The following is a 20,186-nucleotide window of genomic DNA, read 5'->3' on the forward strand; positions in this document are numbered from 1 at the left end:
AGGGGATAAATCAATCGGTAACTGTAGATTAATAATGCAACGAAATGTCTATTTTCTCTTGCTGCCCGGCGTGTTATCGCTGGATTTAACCGGCCCCGCTGAAACACTACGGCTGGCGGGGGCATTTAAGTTGTTTTATATCAGCCCGTTACCAGAAGTGATGTCCTCCACGGAGATGATGTTGGGCCAGTTGCAGCCACTGCCAGACAGCTTACCGGAAGGCAGTTTACTGGTGGTGCCGGGTGTGAGCGATTCGCACCACTATTTTGCGACCGAAACTGCAGCAATAGCTCGCCACTGGCTACAACAGCAAAAAGCCGCCATTACACAGCAAAAGACGACGCTGGTTTGTGTCTGTTCTGGGGCGTTGTTAGCCGCCCAAGCCGGGCTACTGGATGGCTACCAGTGCACGACTCATCACCATGTGCTTGAACGGCTGCGCCAACAGGCTCCGGCGGCCCAAACCAAAGAAAATCGTATTTTTGTGGAAGATCGCGGGGTCTACACCAGCGCAGGGATTACCGCCGGCATTGATCTCTCGTTGCATCTGATTAGCCGCTATTGCAGCCCGCAAACCGCGCTGGAAGTGGCCCGTGAGATGGTGGTTTATTTCCGCCGTTCCGGTGATGACCCCCAACTGTCGCCGTGGTTACGTTACCGCAACCATCTCCATCCGGCGGTACATCGAGCGCAGGATGTGATGTCCGCAGCCCCCCAAGCGGAGTGGTCGCTGCTTCAGGTCGCGCAGAAAGCCCATGTCAGCAGCCGTCATTTAACCCGGTTATTCCGCGAACATGTCGGGATCAGTGTGCGAGAGTTTCACGAGCAACTACGGGTCGCCGTGGCTGAAGTCCGCCTGCAAGAGGGGTTTAATCTGGAGAAAGCGGCACTGGCGGCGGGTTTCTCCTCCACTCGCCAGCTTCGACGCGCACAACAGCGCGGGCAGGCCACAGCTAACTGACTAATCGCCGCCGGTCAATGCGCTGTAATCCCATGGATAGTAAGGTACTCAGCGCCAGCGCTAACGCGAAGACATAGAAAATATCCAACACCGGATAGCCAGTAAAATCATAATGATGGGTGCGGATAAAATGAATAATAAGCGCATGGAAACCGTAAATCGCTAGCGAATGCCCGGCAAGCCAACTCAACCAGGCAATGGGCTGATTCAGACAATTTTTAAACCATACCAGCAGTGATACCGCCGCAACAAAAACTAACGGGCCGCAGTACATATAGAATGTATCCGCAAAGCTGCCATTGATTCGCGTCTGTTTCTCCGTTGAGACAGCAATAAATATCACGCTCATAATAAACAACAATGCAGCGCCCCAACTGATGGCCCGTCCCCGCGTATCAAGCATGCCAATGGCCCGCCCCAGCAACGCATACAACAAGTAATAGAAGGTATCGCCGTAGATATAGAGATTGATTGGCAATAAATGGAAGTGGTCAAAGGTGTATTGGCTGGTCTGCGGGTTAGCCACCACCGCTAGCAACAGAATGACCACCGCCAGATAGCGGCCTGATACCGGTTTAACATTAATCAGCGGTGAAACCAGGTAAACCACGATAATGGCGTAGAAAAACCATAAATGATAAAACACCGGTTTTTGCAGGATATTGTTCAGCGCCGCCCAACCATTGATGGGAGTCAGCGTCGAAATATAAATCAGTGCAATCAAACTGTAGAACAATAAACACAGCCCAATGCGGGTAAAATGCTTTTTCTGTGCGCTTTTTTCACCAAAAAATAGATAACCGGAGATCATAAAGAACAAAGGCACACAAGCTCGGGAGGCCGAATTCAGCAGATTGGCAATGTCCCAATTCATTTCTCCCACCTGCGCACCACTGGTGACGTAATAAGTCGTGGCATGGATCATGACCACCATAATGCAGGCGACGGCCCGCAAGTTATCAATCCACCCTATCTTATTGGTCATGCATACTCTCAATCACCTATTTTTATACTTAGAAGCGCCTAGTTATTTAGGGCATCAATAATCAGGTTGCAAACAATAACGTAAATTCAACTTATACCCAAAGTAAATGAAACTGCGTCAAGGACAAAGGCATTACCCAAAATCTACAAAGGGTTATTGTTGCTAAAACGTTATATTGACGGCAAAATAACCGCCCTAATACACTCAGATGCTATACTTTATCTGAGTGCCTCCATTTTTTATGTTTATTATTAATAGCTTAACTTATGCAAACTTCATTTTCACCCGCGACGCGTTTAGGTCGACGGGCGCTTTTATTTCCCCTGTGTTTGGTATTATTCGAATTTACCACCTATATCGCCAACGATATGATTCAGCCCGGTATGCTGGCGGTGGTTGCCGATTTTAATGCCAGCATTGAGTGGGTTCCGACCTCCATGACCGCTTATCTGGCTGGCGGGATGTTTCTGCAATGGTTGCTGGGGCCATTATCGGATCGCCGTGGACGTCGCCCGGTGATGCTGGTTGGCGTCGCATTCTTTGTGGTGACGTGCCTTGCCATATTATTGGTCACGTCAATTGAACAGTTTATCGCCATGCGCTTCCTGCAAGGGATCGGCTTGTGCTTTATCGGCGCTGTCGGCTACGCCACTATTCAGGAGTCATTTGAAGAAGCGGTCTGTATTAAAATCACCGCGCTGATGGCAAATGTGGCGTTAATTGCTCCGCTGCTCGGCCCCTTGGCCGGTGCCGCCTTGATACATGTCGCCCCGTGGCAATCCATGTTTGTGATATTCGCAGTGCTGGGTGCCATTTCATTTGCCGGATTGTGGCGCGCAATGCCAGAAACCGCCTCGCGCAAAGGGGAGAAACTGTCAGTAGGGGCGATGTGGCACGATTATAAGCAAGTGCTCGCCAACCGCCGTTTTCTGTGCGGATCCCTGGCATTGGGTTTTGCCAGTTTGCCCCTGCTGGCATGGATTGCACAATCGCCAGTGATTCTGATCAGTGGTGAAAAATTATCTACTGTGGAATATGGCGTTTTGCAGGTGCCCATTTTCGGCGCACTGATTATCGGTAACCTGGCACTGGCGAGACTGAGCGGCAAAACCTCAATTCCACAGCTTATCCGCTATGGCGCAGGCCCGATGATTATTGGCCTAATGATTGCCGCCGGCTCTACCCTCTATTCATCCCATGCTTATTTGTGGATGACGGCGGGATTGAGTCTTTATGCTTTTGGTATCGGCCTGGCAAACGCCGGTTTGGTGCGCCTAACCCTATTCTCCAGCGATATCAGTAAAGGCACGGTGTCGGCTGCCATGGGGATGATCTGTATGATGGTCTTCACCTTGGGAATTGAGTTCGCCAAAGTGGCCTATTTGTGGGGCAACAGTGGAATATTTAATCTGTTCAATCTCATCAGTGGCCTGCTATGGCTGGGCTTGGTGATGATTTTTATCCGCCGTCAGCCGGATACAGTGGTCGCGGAGTAGTCTATTTTGTGTTGGGGAATAAACTCCCCAACATGTTTATAGTCGAAATCAGTGTGTAACTGCGACCAATGTGCACGTAACATAATCTTATGTTCTTCATTCATCGGTAATGTAGCCAACATATCAGGCCAGTCGCGACGGGCTGTTTGTACCGCGTCTTCCAGATGGTTTTTTATCGCAGGATAGGATACTCCGATGCGTTCACTCCATATTTTGAACGTCGCCAAACTCATTGAATACCAGCGTTTTTCTCTCGCCATATTCAACGCCAACTCAGACTCATGCGGAATATAGGCTTTAGTAAAAACAATATCATAGGCTGGAGAGAGTGTTGCGTGGCGACCATCAGGGTAGATGACGGTCCAATTTTTAAGATGAGCATCACCATTAGCCAACATGATGTTAGCCAACAATCGGCAGGCCATTCGTTGAATATCAGCTAATCCACCGCCGTTGTCATGCAAAATACCAGCAATTTGTTCATAATTATTACCTTGGTATTTTTTGTCGGGGTACACATTAAATATTTGTGCAAAGTCTTCAGTATGTACTCGCCCCTGCACTGTGCGATCAAAACGTCGGATCAGATAAATATGCTCACCCGGCGGTAATTGGATGTCAGGTAAATAATCAATCTGCTCTCTGGATACCAATTTAATATCGGGTATAGTGAACCGACACCCCGATGCGAACCTCTCCCAGAAACAGTGCCAGCCCTTCAACTCTCTCAACCTGTTGGCGCATCAATTAATCCTCCAGATGTTTATATTTCTGCTGCTATGGGTTGCTATGCTCGCCGTTCTTTTCAATCTCTGCCATGCTTATCGAGTTCAGCCCTTGGCGCAATTCCCGAGCTTGTTCACGCGTCACGAAGACCATTTCCAAATTAAAACCATCCAGAATACGCAGCAGAGTGGAAAGATTGATATCTCCGCCTTTTTCAAACTTAGAAACCTGTTGTTGCGTCATGCCATTAACCAGCCGCATATCAGATTGTTTGAGTTTCTGCTGCTGACGGATACCTTTTATTTCCTCTGCAATCTCTGTCAATGTTCTCATATCAGCTCAATTACATTCTTTGTGATGTATTTTAACCATAGCTCATGTTAAGAGATGTTAGATAAATGAGAGAGTCAATTCCCAGAAGAAAACAGCCCGCTGTCGCGCAGGAAATGGTCATTGCCCCGGCGGCGGGTGAAGCCACTGCGGTCAAAGAATTCAAGAATTTGAATCGCCAATTTGCGACCGATACCCAGTCTATCGCGAAAATCTGCTGCACTGGTACTGCCTTGGCTGGCATCCAGCTCACGAATTAAATCAGCAAACTGCTCAATACGCTGGCTCAGATAATAGCGGTCGGGAACAATTGCCGTGATGTAGCCCAGCTGCGCGGCCTTGCGTAATAAGTTGCGCATTTCGCCTTCATCCATTGCCAACTCTGCGGCTAAATCACGTACCCACCATGGTAAATCAACAAAATAGTGGGAAACTTGCTGCCATCGTGCTTGTTCTTGCGCAGTAAATCCTAATCCATGTTCGGGCAGGTGCAGCCAACCGCGAGTATTCTTTAGCGCGCCCTGTTTTAGCAAATTATCAATCAAACGAAACACTAAATTTTCATCCAGTGTCGGCAATGCCATGCGCCGCAAACGCGCCCGACCTAACCCTAACTGATCATTATGTTGCTGATGATAAAGGCATAAAACATGCAATAAGGTTTGTTGCGCTTGTTGGGCATGAGGGCTAGACAATGCAATATCACCGGCAATAACGCAGTCAGTATCTGCCAATAATGCGGCCATATCATGGCTGCTAAGCTGGCGCGCCCAACTGAACTTACCCACAGAGAGCGGCCCTTGCGCCAAATGCAGCTCCAGCACTTCACTGTCTGACTTCGCTTGCGCTAACGCGGTTAACCACGCCAAAAATGCCGGTTGCCGCTTACCTCGTTTTGGCACCGCCAGGTGGAGAACCCGCGCGGCACCCAAGGTCTTTTTCGCGGCAATATCCCGCAGGATTAGCCGGTCATTCTCAGCCAGCCATAGGGGGGTATCCAGCAATATCTCGGCCAGTATCGATTGGGATTTATTGCCCTCCGGCTGAGAGCTGCTCAGCAGTGAAAAGCGCCCGGTAATATGGCTGGCAGCATGATGCAAATGCAGCGGTTGCCAATGCTGTATCGGTTCATCGGCATCGACAATAACCAAAACCCGATCAACGGATTCTGGTGGCTGTTGCCCTAATAGCCAGTCGCCGCGATTGATTTGTTGTTTGCTAATATCGCCGGTGATATTCAGCGCAATGCGCTGCCCCACTTGCGCCTGTTGCGTATCTTGGTTTTGAGCATGGATGCCCCGCACCCGCACCGGACAATCGCTGCCAGTGAGCCATAGAGTATCGCCCACCGCCACTTTGCCCGCCAGCGCCGTCCCCGTGACCACTAAACCGGCACCTTTCACACTGAATGCGCGGTCAATCGCCAGCCTAAAACGCCGCTGTAGCCGGCTATTATTTTCATCTTGCTGATGACATTGCGCCAGATGCTCGCGCAATTCGCTGATACCGCAATCGGCTGTCGCTGCCGTGACAAACAGAGTGACTTGCTCTGCTGGCCAGCCTTGAGCTGACAGTTCAGCCATCACTTGCTGGCGGACTTGCTCAATCCGCTCGCCAGATGCTCGGTCAGCTTTAGTCAGCGCGACCGTCAATGTCGGGTGGCCCGTCAGCCGTAAAATCGCCAGATGCTCGCGAGTTTGCGCCATTACGCCATCATCACACGCCACCACCAGCAAAGCTTGATCAATGCCGCCCACGCCAGCCAACATATTGGCAAGAAATTTCTCATGTCCGGGGATATCAATAAACCCAATGATGCTGTCATCCGGTTGTGGCCAATAGGCATAGCCCAAGTCAATGGTCATTCCGCGCTGCTTTTCTTCCGGCAAGCGGTCAGCATTGACCCCGGTAATCGCCTGTAAAAGCGTGGTTTTACCGTGGTCAACATGTCCCGCGGTTGCAATAATCATGGTGCCAACTCCCTGAGCAACGCCGTTTCATCCTCCAGACAGCGCAAATCCAACCATAAACGCCCATCAGCCACGCGGCCAATAATGGGTTTAGCCAAGCTACGCCAGCGTGCCGTCAATGCCTCCAGCGCACTGCCGCTGCCATTTTTAGGCGTAAATGTTACCGCCCAACTGGGTAACCGGCCTACCGGTAATGAACCACTGCCAATTTGCGACCAGCATGGCTCAACAGCCAATGTAAAATCGACACCATAGCTGCCATTGAGTGCCGCCAACACCCGCTGGGCGCTCTCGGCAATATCCTGCGCCGGACGAGTCAGTCGCCGCAGGGTCGGTAACAACTCACTCAAGCGGTCGGGCTGCTGATAGAGGCGCAAAGTGGCGTCTAGCGCGGCTAATGTCATTTTATCGGCTCGTAATACCCGCTTGAGCGGATGCTGCTGTAATTGTTCAATCCACTGTTTTTTACCGAGAATGATCCCCGCCTGTGGGCCGCCAAGCAGTTTATCCCCCGAGAAAGTCACTAAATCGACACCCGCCGCAATCAACTGCTGTGGCATCGGCTCAGCCGGTAAGCCGTAGCGGATCATATCCACCAGCGAACCGCTGCCCAGATCTGTTGCGGTCGGAATCGCAAATTCATGCCCCAAAGCTGCCAATTGTTGCTCCGCCACCGAGGCCGTAAAACCCTCAATACTGTAATTGCTGGTGTGCACTTTCATCAGCAGGCCAGTGTGTTCATTAATGGCCTGGCGGTAATCTTTCAGATGGGTGCGGTTGGTAGTGCCGACTTCAACCAGGTCACAACCGGCCTGACGCATCACATCCGGAATGCGAAAAGCACCGCCAATTTCGACCAACTCGCCACGAGAAACCACCACCTGCTTCCCGGCCGCCATGACCGTCAGCAGCAAAAATACTGCGGCGGCATTATTATTGACGATGCAAGCATCTTCCGCCCCGGTCAGTTCGCAGAGTAAATCGGCCACCGCGCGATCACGATGGCCGCGACCGGCACCACTCAGGGAATATTCGAGAGTTACCGCGCCACGCATGGCGTCAGTCACCGCAGCAATAGCGGATTCCGCTAAAGCGGCTCGTCCTAAATTAGTGTGTAAAACCGTGCCGGAGAGGTTAAAAACGGGTTTCAATGCGGGTTGACGTTGGTTTAATCGCTGACGTAAAGCCGCTGGCCAGTCTGCGCACCAATCAGCCAATGTATGGAATTGACCAATATATTCACGGGCCTCGGCCTGCATCAAACGCAGGGTTTCAGTTAACAGAGCTGCGCCATATTCATCAAGTAAAGGGGCCATTTCTGGCGACCGCAACAAGCTGTCTATGGCGGGTAACTGGCTGTAAAGATGATGGGATTCTGCGCTCATAGTCACTCAGCGGGGTTATTAAATGATACTGTAACCAATATTATATATGACTCACCGGGAAGCTGACTCCCCGGGATACTTATTCCCCAGAAAACCTATTCACTCGGAAAAAGTTACTCACTTGGAAAAATAAAGGGATTAATACTGCTGCGAGCAAAACCTTCGCCTTCCATTTTTGCATCGAGGATCAGCGAGGCTAAATCGTCCGCCACCGCTTCGACCATCGGGTCTTTTTCCTGATATAAGATTTTCAGGTAAGTGCCACAATCGCCACAACTTTCTGCTTTCACGGCGGCCAATTCACTGTCTAGCGACCAGTAGTTCAAATCACGCGTTTGCTCGCAATTACTGCATTTAATCCGCACCACATGCCACTCGCTTTCACACAAATTGCAGTGCAAATAACGCAAGCCGCTGTGGGTGCCAATGTGTACCACACTGGAGACAGGAATACTGCCGCACACCGGGCAGAATTGGCGGTGTTCACCATATTCAGCTCGGGCTTTACCGGGGATTTGGCTGGCCATTTGCGCCCAATACAAGGATAGCGCCGCCCAGATAAAGGGCGCTTTTTCGCTACCAACATTGGCAAATTCGCGGTTTAACAGCGCATCGGCGTCCAGCTCCAGCTCATGTACCGACGCCTTATCCAGATTATCCAGCACCGCCGCAATATGGTCGGGCGCATCAGGGCGCAGTTCAGCAATCAGCGCTGACAAGAGCTTGCGCCAGTGGTCAGTGCGGGGAAAAACGCTTAAATCCAGCGGCGGTTTACCACTGGCTGCGGATTGCGCCAACTCAGCCTGCATGTCCAATACCAGCGGGTGGTCATGCAGCGCATTTTGCTGCGCTTGCGTAATTTTAGCCGCAAAATCCAGATAGTCAGCCAGCGGATTATCCAGCGCTAGCTGCTGCAAACGTTCGGTGCGCCGGGTGTACAGGCTTTTTAAATTCGCGAAAAGTAACGGCGGGATATTCCCCGCCGTCGTACCTTTTTCGCTCTGTTTTCCTAATTGATCTTTAGGGACAATGCGAATACTCATCAGGGTTTCTCTTCCTGTTTGTTCCGAAGCTGCCGTTTGGCGTTAACTTCACGATACCAACGCGGATGGTGCTTTTTAGCCCATGCTGCCGGTACCCAACCTTCCACCATCGCGGTAATCGTGCCTTTCACCCACAGGGCGGCATAAATATGCACCATTATAACGATAATCAATCCTACCGCCGCCAGCGAATGCACCAGCAGAGCCAAACGAATCAGCGGGATCGGGAAAGAAGGCGCAAAGTAAGGCCGCCAAATCACTACGCCACTGGCCAGCAATAACACCAGGCTGATAATAGCAGCCCAGAATACGCATTTCTGACCAAAATTATAGCGCCCCGTGTCACCCACTTCCTCATTCATGGCGATTTTATGGATATTTTTAGCCCACTCGAGGTCTTCCTTGTTGATCAAGTTATGTTTCCAGTAACGGAAAAACATGATCAGGAAGGCGGCGAACATAATCACCCCCGCGAAGGGGTGAAGGATGCGTGCCAACTGCGGCGAACCAAAAATATTCATCAGCCAGTTAAATGACGGGAAGAAGAACCCCAGACCACTGATGGCGGCCAGCATAAAACAAAAGGCCACTATCCAGTGGTTGATTCGCTCCGGCGCACTGTAGCGCTGGATCCGCTTTTCTTTTTTCATTTCCGCGTCTCCCCGTCGTCTGAGTGTTCAGCGGTGGTTGGCTCAGGAGCCTTGGATGCCGTATCGGAAGGTGTGGAATCTGATTTATCGTCTTCGTCCTCTTCTTCCTCAACCCGGTTCGGGCCGACGCCCACGTAATGGAAGATACTGGCAGCAAAGGTCGCAGCAAAGCCGATCGCCGCCAGCGGTTTCCAGATGCCTTTCCAGAAAGTGATGGTCGGGCTGATAGTCGGGTTCTCCGGCAAGCCATGATAAAGCTGAGGTTTATCTGCATGATGCAGAACATACATCACGTGGGTGCCCCCAACACCCGCGGGGTCATATAACCCGGCGTTATCAAAGCCACGCGTTTTCAACTCGCTCACTCGGCCCGCGGCCACTTCTTTCATTGCTTCTTTGGTACCAAAGTGAATAGCCCCAGTCGGGCAAGTTTTCACACAAGCAGGTTCTTGACCAACTCCGACACGATCGACGCACAGAGTACATTTGTACACCCGATTGTCGTCTTTATTCATGCGCGGCACGTCAAATGGGCAACCGGCGATACAGTAGCCGCAGCCGATACAGTGCTCTGATTGGAAATCGACGATGCCATTCGCATACTGAATAATTGCACCCTCTGATGGACAGGCTTTCAAGCAGCCCGGATCAGCACAATGCATGCAGCCATCCTTGCGGATGAGCCACTCCAGCTTGCCGCTATCTTCGTCTTCAACTTCAGAGAAGCGCATCACCGTCCAGGATTTAGCGGTCAAATCGGCGGGGTTATCGTACACCCCGACGTTATGGCCCACTTCATCACGGATATCGTTCCATTCCGAACACGCCACCTGACAGGCTTTGCAGCCAATACAGGTGGTGACGTCGATAAGCTTGGCAACCTCTTCCTGGTGGTTACGAGCTTGCGGCGGCGGCGTAAGGGAGTTGGTGCCGGAGCGCCGGATAATGTCTTGAGTTTGCAGTGACATAGATTATCTCCGTTACACCTTTTCCACGTTGACCAGGAACGCCTTGAACTCTGGCGTTTGTGTATTAGCATCACCGACAAAGGGTGTCAGGGTGTTGGCAATAAAGCCTTTTTTCGCTACCCCTTCATAGCCCCAGTGGATCGGGATACCAATAGTGTCAACTTCTTGCCCATGAACATTCAGCGTACGAATACGTTTGGTCACTACCGCCTTGGCTTTGATATAACCCCGGTTGGAACTGACTTTCACGGTATCGCCCTGCTTAATGCCTTTTTTCGCCGCCAGTTTTTCGCCAATCTCGATAAACTGTTCCGGCTGCGCGATAGCATTGAGCAACGCATGCTTAGTCCAGTAGTGGAAATGCTCGGTCAGACGATAAGTGGTGCCGACATACGGGAACTGCTCATGAGAACCCATAGCAGCCAAATCGTCTTTAAAGACGCGCGCGGCTGGGTTGGATATCACATTCGGATGCAGTGGGTTGGTGCCCAGCGGCGTTTCGAACGGCTCATAATGTTCCGGGAATGGCCCTTCCGCCATTTTGTCGATGGCAAACAGGCGACCCATGCCCTCTGGCTGCATGATAAATGGCCCGACATCACTGCCCGGTGCGGCGGCGCTGTAATCAGGAATATCCACGCCCCCCCATTTGGCCCCATCCCACTCCAACAACTGGCGTTTCGGATCCCAAGGTTTACCCTGTGGGTCAGCAGACGCGCGGTTGTAAAGAATGCGGCGGTTGAGCGGCCATGCCCATGCCCAGCCCAAGGTATTGCCCAAACCGGATGGATCAGCATTATCGCGCCGTGCCATCTGGTTGCCCGCCGGTGTCCAACTACCGGCAAAAATCCAACAACCACTGGCGGTGGTGCCGTCATCGCGCAAGTGAGCAAAGGTACTAAGCTGCTCGCCTTTTTTGACCAACACTTTGCCGTCTGCATCGGTGAGATCCGCCAGCGCTCGCCCATTGCTTTCCATTGCCACTTCTTCTGGCTCTGGATTATCTGGCGTCAGGTAATCCCAAGTCATATTGAGCACTTGTTCTGGCACCGCACCACCTTCCCGGCGGTACATATCGCGTAGACGGCTAAAGATACCGGCCAAAATAGCACCGTCGTTCAATGCTTCGCCCGGTGAATCCGCACCTTTCCAGTGCCATTGCAGCCAGCGGCTGGAGTTAACGATGGAACCGTTTTCTTCAGCAAAACAACTGGATGGCAAGCGGAATACCTCGGTTTGAATTTTCGATGGGTCGACATCGTTAAATTCGCCGTGGTTTTGCCAGAAATTCGAGGTTTCCGTATTGAGCGGGTCAATAGTTATCAGGAACTTCAGTTTCGACAGTGACGCTACCACTTTGTTTTTGTTCGGGAATGAAGCAACCGGGTTAAAGCCCTGGCAAATATAGCCATTCACTTTGCCCTGCGACATCATCTCGAAATACTGCAATACGTCGTAGCCTTTATCCCACTTCGGCAACCAGTCGTAGCCCCAGCCATTTTCTTTCTGGGCATTGTCACCGTAGAAACTTTTCATCAAGCTGACGAAGAATTTCGGGTAATTGCTCCAGTAGTTAACCTGGCCTGGCAACAGAGTTTTCGGCGTGTTGGCCTTCAGGTAAGTGTCAATATCCAGCTGTTTTTCTGACGGTAAGTTCAGGTAGCCCGGTAAGCTTTGCGACAGCAAACCCAGGTCAGTTAAGCCCTGAATATTAGAGTGACCGCGCAAGGCGTTAATCCCGCCCCCCGCCATGCCCATATTGCCGAGCAACAACTGGATCATCGCCATGGTACGAATGTTCTGCGCGCCAACTGAGTGCTGTGTCCAGCCCAATGCGTACAGGAATGTGGCGGTTTTATTGGACACACTGGTTTCGGCGAGATATTCGCAAACCTGCAAGAAATCTTCTTTTGGTGTGCCGCAAATGTTGGAAACCACATCCGGCGTGTAACGGCTGACGTGTTCTTTTAGCAAGTTCCACACACAGCGCGGGTCTTGCAAGGTGACATCACGTTTAGCAAAGCCGTTTTCATCCAGCTGGTAATTCCAGGTGGTTTTATCGTATTTGCGATTTTCGGCGTCATAACCACTGAACAAACCATCGTCGAAAGTATAGTCTTCCCGCACCAGCAAGCTGGCGTTGGTATAGGCCTCGACGTATTCGCGGTTAATTTTGTTGTTGGTCATCAGATACAACAACACGCCGGACAGGAACGCGATATCGCTACCGGAGCGGATTGGCGTATAGAAGTCAGCCACCGATGCAGTACGTGTAAAGCGCGGGTCGATCACCAGCAACTTGGCATTGTTGTGGATTTTGGCTTCCATCGCCCAGCGGAACCCCACCGGATGCGCTTCTGCCGCATTACCGCCCATGACAATAATTAAGTCTGCGTTCTTGATATCAACCCAGTGGTTGGTCATCGCACCGCGACCAAATGTTGGAGCAAGACTTGCTACCGTTGGTCCGTGTCAGACACGTGCTTGGTTGTCTACGGCAAGCATGCCGAGAGCGCGACTAAATTTCTGGGTCAAATAACCCGTTTCATTGCTGGATGCCGAAGCACACAACATACCGGTACTCAGCCAACGGTTGACGGTCACACCCGCGTCGTTGGTCTTAATGAAATTAGCGTCCCGGTCTTCTTTCATCAGCTTGGCAATGCGATCAAATGCATCATTCCAAGTGATTCGCTGCCATTTATCTGAACCTGGCGCGCGATACTCTGGGTATTTCAAGCGGCTTTCGCTGTGAATGAAATCCACCAGCCCCGCACCTTTAGGGCACAGTGCACCACGGTTTACCGGATGATCCGGGTCCCCTTCAATGTGGAAAATACTCTCTTTGGCGTTTTTAGCACCATCGCCGAGGCTATACATCAAAAGCCCGCAACCGACGGAGCAATATGTGCAGGTATTCCGCGTTTCGCGGGCGCGCAGCAACTTATAATTGCGCGTTTCCGCCAGCGCCACAGACGGCGTAAAGCCGAGTGCCGCGACCGTGGTTCCTGCCATACCGCCAGCGCAGATCTTAAAGAACTGCCTTCTGCTGACCTGCATGGGTCTCTCCTTCATTCATTGTCACATTGTATGAATTTAAAATTCAGTTCGCGCTTCCCTCAACAAAACCAGAAGCGCTAAAATCGCTAACGCGATATCACCTTTATCGGGATGGGATACATTCCTATTGAAATTGAATCATACCCATACCATTCTTAATGTGAATGTTACCACATTGTGATTATGGGTTATAACTTTCAGGGCTGCATAGTGAGCCAGATCAAACCTTCAGATATTGACCTTTCCACCGGAATTTGCGGCGCCCGACAACTTAACGTGCTACAGCGCCATAAAATGGCCGAGCCACAGTTGGATTGGTTAGCGGAGGAAGTGCCGGTAGCACTGGTGTACAACGGCATTTCTCATGTCGTGATGATGGCCACCCCCAAGGATTTAGAGGCTTTTGCGCTGGGGTTTTCATTATCAGAGGGAATTATTAGTGCGCCGCAGGAAATCTACGCCATTGATGTTAATCCTGGCTGTAATGGCATAGAAGTTAACATTGAACTCTCCAGCCGCCGTTTTGCCGGTTTAAAAGAACGCCGCCGGGCGATGGCCGGCCGCACTGGGTGCGGTGTTTGTGGTATCGAGCAACTGGACGATATCTTCCGCCCAATCACGCCCTTACCATTCACGCAAACTTTTGATTTCAACAACCTCGACCGCGCCCTCGCACAGCTCAAACAGGTACAAACCGTCGGCCAACTGACCGGCTGTACTCATGCCGCCGCTTGGATTAATCCTCAAGGCGAATTACTAGGGGGCTGTGAAGATGTTGGTCGCCATGTCGCGCTGGATAAATTGCTTGGAATTCGAGCCAAACAGCCGTGGCAGCAAGGCGCGGTGCTGGTTTCCAGCCGCGCCAGCTATGAGATGGTACAGAAAGCCGCCATGTGCGGGGCCGAGATTTTGTTTGCTGTTTCAGCTGCAACAACCTTAGCAGTTGAAGTCGCCGAGCGCTGTAATCTCACCTTGGTTGGTTTCAGTAAACCCGACCGGGCAACAGTGTATACACATCCGCAGCGGATTCAGGAATAGAAAGACCGTACAATAAGTAAGGCATTGATAATCATTTTCAATATCATTTAATTAACTATAATGATCCGAATGCTTACGCGGTGCTTACTTTTTTTGCGCCGCTCTACACCTACGGAGACGATGATTATGAGTTACTCACTGCCATCCCTGCCTTATGCTTACGATGCTTTAGAACCCCATTTCGATAAGCAGACGATGGAAATCCATCACACCAAACACCACCAAACCTATGTTAATAATGCAAACACGGTGTTGGAGAGCTTCCCTGAGCTGGCTAAATTCAGCGTTGAAGACCTGATCAAAGATCTGGACAAAGTCCCGGCAGAAAAACGCACCTTTATGCGTAATAACGCCGGCGGCCACGCTAACCATAGCTTTTTCTGGAAAGGCCTGAAACTGGGCACCACTCTGACCGGTGACCTGAAAGCCGCTATCGAGCGCGACTTCGGCAGCGTTGACAGCTTCAAAGAAAAATTTGAGCAAGCTGCGGCAACGCGTTTCGGTTCAGGTTGGGCTTGGCTGGTTCTGAAAGATGATGGCAAACTGGCGGTTGTTTCTACTGCTAACCAAGACAGTCCGCTGATGGGCGAAGCTGTTTCTGGCGCATCTGGCTTCCCGATTATTGGCCTGGATGTGTGGGAACACGCTTACTACCTGAAATTCCAAAACCGCCGCCCAGACTACATCAAAGCATTCTGGAACGTCGTTAACTGGGACGAAGCCGCCGCGCGTTTCGCTCAAGCTAAGTAATTCTCAGCTAGCAACGCTGCGGCTTCAAGCCCGCAGCGTATAAAACCAAAACCATGCCAGCAAGGCCTTCTTGCTGGCATTTTTATTGCTTATTGTTGGCATTTATATTGTTAAAGTTTGCTTGATTCCTGCCGATAGAATGTACAAGAAGGTCACTGGTATTCATGGATATTAAGTCCATGAACTATAACCCTAAATAATTCGAGTTACAGGAAGGCGGCAAGCGAATGAGTCCCGATGAGCTTACTCAAGTAAGTGATTCGGGTGAGTGAGAGCAGCCAACGCACATGCAACTTGAAGTATGACGGGTATTACGTTTGGGAAAAGCACTCTTGCCAAGGCTGCCCCACCTATCACCAGTTCCCCGAAATCCTCTAATAATTAGACCGACCCCCCACTCACCTACACTGATTGATTTGCATCAGAAACACCGTATAACGGAGCAGAACATGGCAGGATTTAGCAAAGTTTTTGGTAACTTTGACAATGTGAAAGTCGGTAAAAAGCTGGGATTAAGCTTTTTCCTGATGTTGTTGTTAGTTGGGATCATCGCTGGTACCACTGCATATCATTTTTCCGTCATTGAAGAACATGCTTATAAAGTCGACTTGAGTTACAAAATTAATGATGAAGCCAACCAGGCAAAATATAATCGTGCGTTATATGAACGCACTTATGACCTGAAATACATCGAAGAAAATTCTGAATATATCAATAAGATAAAAAATCTTCTCACCCAAAGTGAAGGTCTTGTTTGGTCGGAAAGTAACCGTAAAACGATCAGTAGTATTGCCGATGTGGTAGAGGAATATCTGCAACAACAAAGCAACTTTGTGAATGCAGTCGCCCATAAAGATGATGTGCGTAAAAGCTGGAATATCTCTGAAACTCAAAAGAATCTCAATGAGTTACAACAAAGCTTGCTCAGTGAGGGCGCAGATACCAACACCCGGATTCTACTGGCAGAAATGAACCAAAAATTAATGACCGTGCGCTATAACGCGCGGGGTTTATTGCTGGAGCGCAACCAAGAGGCAGAATCTTCGTTGATAACCTCGATCAATATTGCCAACAGTGCGGCGAATGCTTTCATGCCGGTGTTATCCGCCGACCAGCAAAAGTTATTAGCCCCGGTTATCTCCAGTCTCAACACCTATAAAGACAATGTGCTGGCCTATTTACCGGCTTATCAACAAGAGTTGGACGTGGGTAAGGTGATGGAAGATAATGCCAATGAATTGAATAAGTTGGCGACACATCTTTTCACCCAAGAACTGCAAGGCACCCATGACGAAATCAATAATGCGCAATTGCAGTTAGCCATTACTGTCATTGCCGCTTTGCTATTTGGCTTACTGATTTCATGGCGCATGACCCGCCAGATTACCGTGCCATTGCGCACGACGTTGGCGATGGCTGAACGCATTGCTAACGGCGATTTAACCGCAGAGACAACATCAAACCGTACTGATGAACTGGGCTTGCTGATGAATACCGTCGCCCGGATGAATGAAAACCTGCGCGCCATGATTGATGAAATTCGTATCGGCGTCAGCCAGGTGTCTCATGCTTCCGGCGAGATTGCGGCTGGCAATACTGATTTATCATCCCGAACAGAGCAACAGGCCGCCGCTGTAGAAGAAACTGCCGCCAGTATGGAGCAATTGAATGCCACGGTTAAACAGAATGCCGATAACGCTCACCACGCTAATCAACTGGCCGCCGAGGCATCAAAAACCGCGCAACAGGGTGGCAAGCTAGTTAATGATGTGGTGCGTACCATGAATGATATCTCTGGCAGCTCTAAACGCATTTCTGAAATCACCTCGGTGATTAACAGTATTGCTTTCCAGACCAATATCTTGGCGCTGAATGCCGCAGTTGAAGCCGCGCGCGCCGGTGAGCAAGGCCGGGGCTTTGCTGTGGTCGCCAGTGAAGTGCGTAATCTGGCGCAGCGTAGTGCGCAGGCGGCGAAGGAAATTGAAGGGTTGATTGGCGAGTCGGTATCTCAAGTCAATGCCGGTACCTCACTGGTACAAAATGCGGGTCAAACTATGGAGGATATCGTCCGCTCAGTCACCCATGTGCGCGATATCATGGCGGAGATCGCCTCAGCCTCTGATGAACAAAGCCGGGGTATCACACAAGTCAGCCTGGCTATTTCCGAAATGGACAGCACCACTCAACAGAACGCCGCGTTAGTGGAAGAGTCCGCCGCCGCCGCTGATTCACTGGCTGAACAAGCCATCTTACTGGCGCAAGCGGTCGCGGTATTCCGCCTGTCCGAAGCTGAAACTGAAGCTGTTCAAAGTAATACTAGCGCCCCGCGCGTAACCACACCGCGCCCGGCCCCAGAAGCTAGCCGCAACAATCAGCAGGATAATTGGGAAACTTTCTGATTATTTATTAAACCGTGCTAATGCGCTTCGCCCAAGAAATATTGGGGATTTTAATCAGCGGTGACAGGAAGATGTCTACCAAGAGAGGTTATTCAATAACAAAACATGCCATGTTGCCGCTTATTGTAAATGACACGCCGCTAAGGGCGGAATGGTTAGACCATCCGCTTAAAGGAGATTGGGGAAACTTCCGAGAGTGTCATGTCGGAGGAGACTTTCTACTCATCTGCAAACTCAATAGCCGTAGTAAGATAAGTCAGATTATCTTTACCCGCACAGGAACACGATCAGAACTCTTTGATTGATAATGTGTATATAAAAAAACCGGGGGTGGCCATGCCACACCCCCGGCTCTATCGAAAATAGCAATCAGAATGCTTTTTTGGCGAAACCAGTCACTTCTTTCAGGCCCATCTCGCGACCTAATGCTGTCATTGGGTGAACCACCACAATGCCGCGCACCGCTTTCTTCAAAGTGCCCATATCCGCTTGCTCTTTCTTGGTAATCGCTCGGCTGAATGGCAGTTGCGCCAGCTTCTGAGCTTCAGCACTCAGGTTTTTAACCCGCACTTCTTTCAAACGCTGAATTTCAGCAGCCAGTTTCTCTTTTTCCTTCATATGCTGTGCAATTAACTCCACATTACCCTGCTGTATAACAGTCGGATCTTTGTGGTTCAGCGCATCCAGCATATCGCTTAGACGTTTGATTTCTGCATGTTCTTTCATAGTATTGGCCCGTACATGCCGCTGATGGGCACGATATTTCGCTAAAGTTGGAGATAGGATAGCACTGATTGTGCATCAAGATGGATAGTGTATCAGGATGCGGGCCTTTCGACAGCAGCCTCCTGTGCCGATTGCCACTGCATTCCGGCGGGTAAGCCGCTAATTTCACATGCAACCGCCCCCAACCGCTCCAACGCCCCGGTATAGCGGCTATTGAATGGGTAACAGCAAGATAGGCGAAATGCATTGCGATACCGGCCGCTGGGTGAATAAAGCGTCCCCGGCGTCAGGCAAATCTGCTCTTGCAGCAATTGATGGAACAGCGCGACGGTATCGACGCTATTAGGAAATTCGACCCAAAAGACAAACCCGCCAGCCGGCTGTGTCACTGTGGTTCCTCGCGGAAAGGAGCGGGTAATCAGTTGTTGAGCTTGCTGAACCTGCTGCGCATAACGGCGGCGCAAACTGCGCAAATGGTGGTCATAGCCGCCAGACTCAAGGAACAGTGCTAAGGTTTCTGACAGCAGCATCGGCTCCGCCATTGACGATACCGCTTTTAGCTTGTGCAATGCTTCTGCGAAGCGACCCCCATCAATCCAACCAATACGGAAATCCGGTGCCAGCGTTTTAGTAAAGCTGGAGCAAAACAGTATCCAGCCGTCACGATCGAATGCTTTGACTGCCGGAGATAAAGCCGAGCCAAATTGAATCTCGGCATATAAACCATCTTCAATTAATGGCACTTGATGATCGTTCATCAGCTGCGCCAATCTTTTTTTCGCGGCGAGCGGCATGGTATACCCCATGGGGTTTTGCACCGTCGGCATTGCAATCAGTGCATTCAACCGCCCTTCTTTAAGCAATAACTCCAACACATCCAATGAAAGTCCCTGCTGCGGATCAGTCGGAATCTCCACGGCTTTCAGCCCGAGGCTTGCCAATAATGGCATCAGATAGAAATAAGTCGGCGACTCCAGCCCGACACAATCCCCTGGCTTGGTGGTCACCCGGAGCGCTAATTGCAGCGCCTCCATACACCCATGGGTAATAGTGATTTCTGCTGGATCGGCCAGCATTCCCAACGTCATAGCGCGGCGAGCAATTTGCTGGCGTAGGCGCTGACTGCCGGGTGGCAAAGCATATTGACTGATCAACTGCGGCTGACGGCGTAATAAAGAAGCCATAATACGCCCCAACTTGGTGCTGGGATAGAAATCGCCAGTCTGCGGGCAGGCCAGCGAAATATTGGTAAAACGCGGATTTTGTTGCGCAGCAAATACGGTATCAATCAAATCCAGCACTTCATCCACCGGTTTCCCCACTGTAGCGGTTGGCACCACGGCGGTTGACGGGCTACAGACATAAAAACCTGACTGCGGGCGGGCTTCAATCAGGCCACGGTCTTCCAATGTGCGATACGCAGCCACCACGGTATTGACACTCACCTGATGGCTCTGCGCGTAGCCCCGCACCGAGGGTAAGCGGCTGCCCGCCAGGAGACTGCCATTCTTAATGGCTTGTGCCAAATTGTCAGCCACTTGTAAGTAGCGAATTTCATTCATAACAAGGGACATGGTGACAGTTCTCTAGAGAATTGATGGGTACAGTTCAGTGTTATGCAAACTGTACCCATAACAATAGATAACTTCTGCTTCTGATGCCATCACGGATTGATGTTTATACTCGTCATACTTCAAAT

The 20,186-nt window shown here is 50.6% G+C and carries 17 protein-coding genes; 6 read left to right on the forward strand and 11 right to left on the reverse strand.

Annotated features, from left to right (window positions below; all coding sequences use genetic code 11):
- The first annotated feature begins 34 nt into the window (after positions 1-34).
- Positions 35-961, forward strand: coding sequence for a GlxA family transcriptional regulator (locus DXZ79_RS20110; protein ID WP_050291879.1), 927 nt, complete (start codon positions 35-37; stop codon positions 959-961).
- On the opposite strand, the gene DXZ79_RS20115 is transcribed toward DXZ79_RS20110, so the two are convergent.
- The gene (locus DXZ79_RS20115) at positions 954-1,946 is read right to left on the reverse strand and encodes an acyltransferase (protein WP_038637553.1); all 993 of its coding nucleotides are present in this window, start codon (positions 1,944-1,946) and stop codon (positions 954-956) included. The two genes, DXZ79_RS20110 and DXZ79_RS20115, sit on opposite strands and share 8 nt — an antisense overlap.
- Positions 1,947-2,212: 266 nt before the next feature.
- Here DXZ79_RS20115 and DXZ79_RS20120 point away from each other — a divergent pair, with 266 nt between their 5' ends.
- Complete coding sequence (locus tag DXZ79_RS20120; RefSeq protein ID WP_120011580.1) at positions 2,213-3,442, forward strand: MFS transporter; 1,230 nt, start codon at positions 2,213-2,215, stop codon at positions 3,440-3,442.
- Here the strand turns inward: DXZ79_RS20120 and DXZ79_RS20125 are convergent.
- The 8 genes from DXZ79_RS20125 to fdnG all read right to left on the reverse strand — a co-directional run bounded on the left by DXZ79_RS20125 (position 3,415) and on the right by fdnG (position 13,574).
- A complete protein-coding gene (locus DXZ79_RS20125; RefSeq protein ID WP_244942302.1) occupies positions 3,415-4,095 on the reverse strand; it encodes a type II toxin-antitoxin system HipA family toxin in 681 nt (226 codons plus the stop codon). The two genes, DXZ79_RS20120 and DXZ79_RS20125, sit on opposite strands and share 28 nt — an antisense overlap.
- A 124-nt stretch (positions 4,096-4,219) precedes the next feature.
- The gene (locus DXZ79_RS20130) at positions 4,220-4,501 is read right to left on the reverse strand and encodes a helix-turn-helix domain-containing protein (protein ID WP_038637558.1); all 282 of its coding nucleotides are present in this window, start codon (positions 4,499-4,501) and stop codon (positions 4,220-4,222) included.
- 74 nt (positions 4,502-4,575) lie between these two features.
- Positions 4,576-6,468, reverse strand: coding sequence for a selenocysteine-specific translation elongation factor (selB, locus tag DXZ79_RS20135; protein WP_038637562.1), 1,893 nt, complete (start codon positions 6,466-6,468; stop codon positions 4,576-4,578).
- The gene (gene selA, locus DXZ79_RS20140) at positions 6,465-7,853 is read right to left on the reverse strand and encodes an L-seryl-tRNA(Sec) selenium transferase (protein ID WP_038637564.1); all 1,389 of its coding nucleotides are present in this window, start codon (positions 7,851-7,853) and stop codon (positions 6,465-6,467) included. Before selA ends, selB begins: the two co-directional genes overlap by 4 nt.
- Positions 7,854-7,966: 113 nt before the next feature.
- Positions 7,967-8,896, reverse strand: coding sequence for a formate dehydrogenase accessory protein FdhE (gene fdhE, locus DXZ79_RS20145; protein ID WP_038637566.1), 930 nt, complete (start codon positions 8,894-8,896; stop codon positions 7,967-7,969).
- A complete protein-coding gene (gene fdoI, locus DXZ79_RS20150; protein WP_038637569.1) occupies positions 8,896-9,546 on the reverse strand; it encodes a formate dehydrogenase cytochrome b556 subunit in 651 nt (216 codons plus the stop codon). Before fdoI ends, fdhE begins: the two co-directional genes overlap by 1 nt.
- Positions 9,543-10,514, reverse strand: a complete 972-nt coding sequence (gene fdxH, locus DXZ79_RS20155; protein WP_038637573.1) for a formate dehydrogenase subunit beta — start codon at positions 10,512-10,514, stop codon at positions 9,543-9,545. Before fdxH ends, fdoI begins: the two co-directional genes overlap by 4 nt.
- A gap of 12 nt (positions 10,515-10,526) precedes the next feature.
- Positions 10,527-13,574 carry a formate dehydrogenase-N subunit alpha gene (fdnG, locus tag DXZ79_RS20160; protein WP_120011581.1) on the reverse strand — a complete coding sequence of 1,016 codons (3,048 nt, stop codon included), beginning with the start codon at positions 13,572-13,574 and terminating at the stop codon, positions 10,527-10,529.
- A 183-nt stretch (positions 13,575-13,757) separates the two neighbouring features.
- On the opposite strand from fdnG, the gene fdhD reads away from it, so the two are divergent.
- From fdhD to DXZ79_RS20180, 4 genes are all read left to right on the forward strand, one after another.
- The gene (fdhD, locus tag DXZ79_RS20165; RefSeq protein WP_071841752.1) at positions 13,758-14,612 is read left to right on the forward strand and encodes a formate dehydrogenase accessory sulfurtransferase FdhD; all 855 of its coding nucleotides are present in this window, start codon (positions 13,758-13,760) and stop codon (positions 14,610-14,612) included.
- Positions 14,613-14,738: 126 nt separating this feature from the next.
- Positions 14,739-15,362, forward strand: coding sequence for a superoxide dismutase [Mn] (gene sodA / locus DXZ79_RS20170; RefSeq protein ID WP_038637579.1), 624 nt, complete (start codon positions 14,739-14,741; stop codon positions 15,360-15,362).
- A 449-nt stretch (positions 15,363-15,811) separates the two neighbouring features.
- Positions 15,812-17,761: a methyl-accepting chemotaxis protein gene (locus DXZ79_RS20175; protein WP_038637582.1), complete on the forward strand. Its 1,950-nt coding sequence runs from the start codon at positions 15,812-15,814 to the stop codon at positions 17,759-17,761.
- Positions 17,762-17,871: 110 nt separating this feature from the next.
- Complete coding sequence (locus tag DXZ79_RS20180; RefSeq protein ID WP_038639947.1) at positions 17,872-18,066, forward strand: type II toxin-antitoxin system YafQ family toxin; 195 nt, start codon at positions 17,872-17,874, stop codon at positions 18,064-18,066.
- Positions 18,067-18,130: 64 nt separating this feature from the next.
- Here the strand turns inward: DXZ79_RS20180 and DXZ79_RS20185 are convergent, their stop codons facing one another.
- Together DXZ79_RS20185 and DXZ79_RS20190 are read right to left on the reverse strand one after the other, a co-directional pair.
- A complete protein-coding gene (locus DXZ79_RS20185) occupies positions 18,131-18,487 on the reverse strand; it encodes a YibL family ribosome-associated protein (RefSeq protein ID WP_038637586.1) in 357 nt (118 codons plus the stop codon).
- Between the two features lie 92 nt (positions 18,488-18,579).
- Complete coding sequence (locus DXZ79_RS20190; protein ID WP_038637589.1) at positions 18,580-20,061, reverse strand: aminotransferase-like domain-containing protein; 1,482 nt, start codon at positions 20,059-20,061, stop codon at positions 18,580-18,582.
- Positions 20,062-20,186 lie beyond the last annotated feature (125 nt).

Origin of the sequence: Yersinia rochesterensis, assembly GCF_003600645.1 — a bacterium.
GTDB lineage: Bacteria > Pseudomonadota > Gammaproteobacteria > Enterobacterales > Enterobacteriaceae > Yersinia > Yersinia rochesterensis.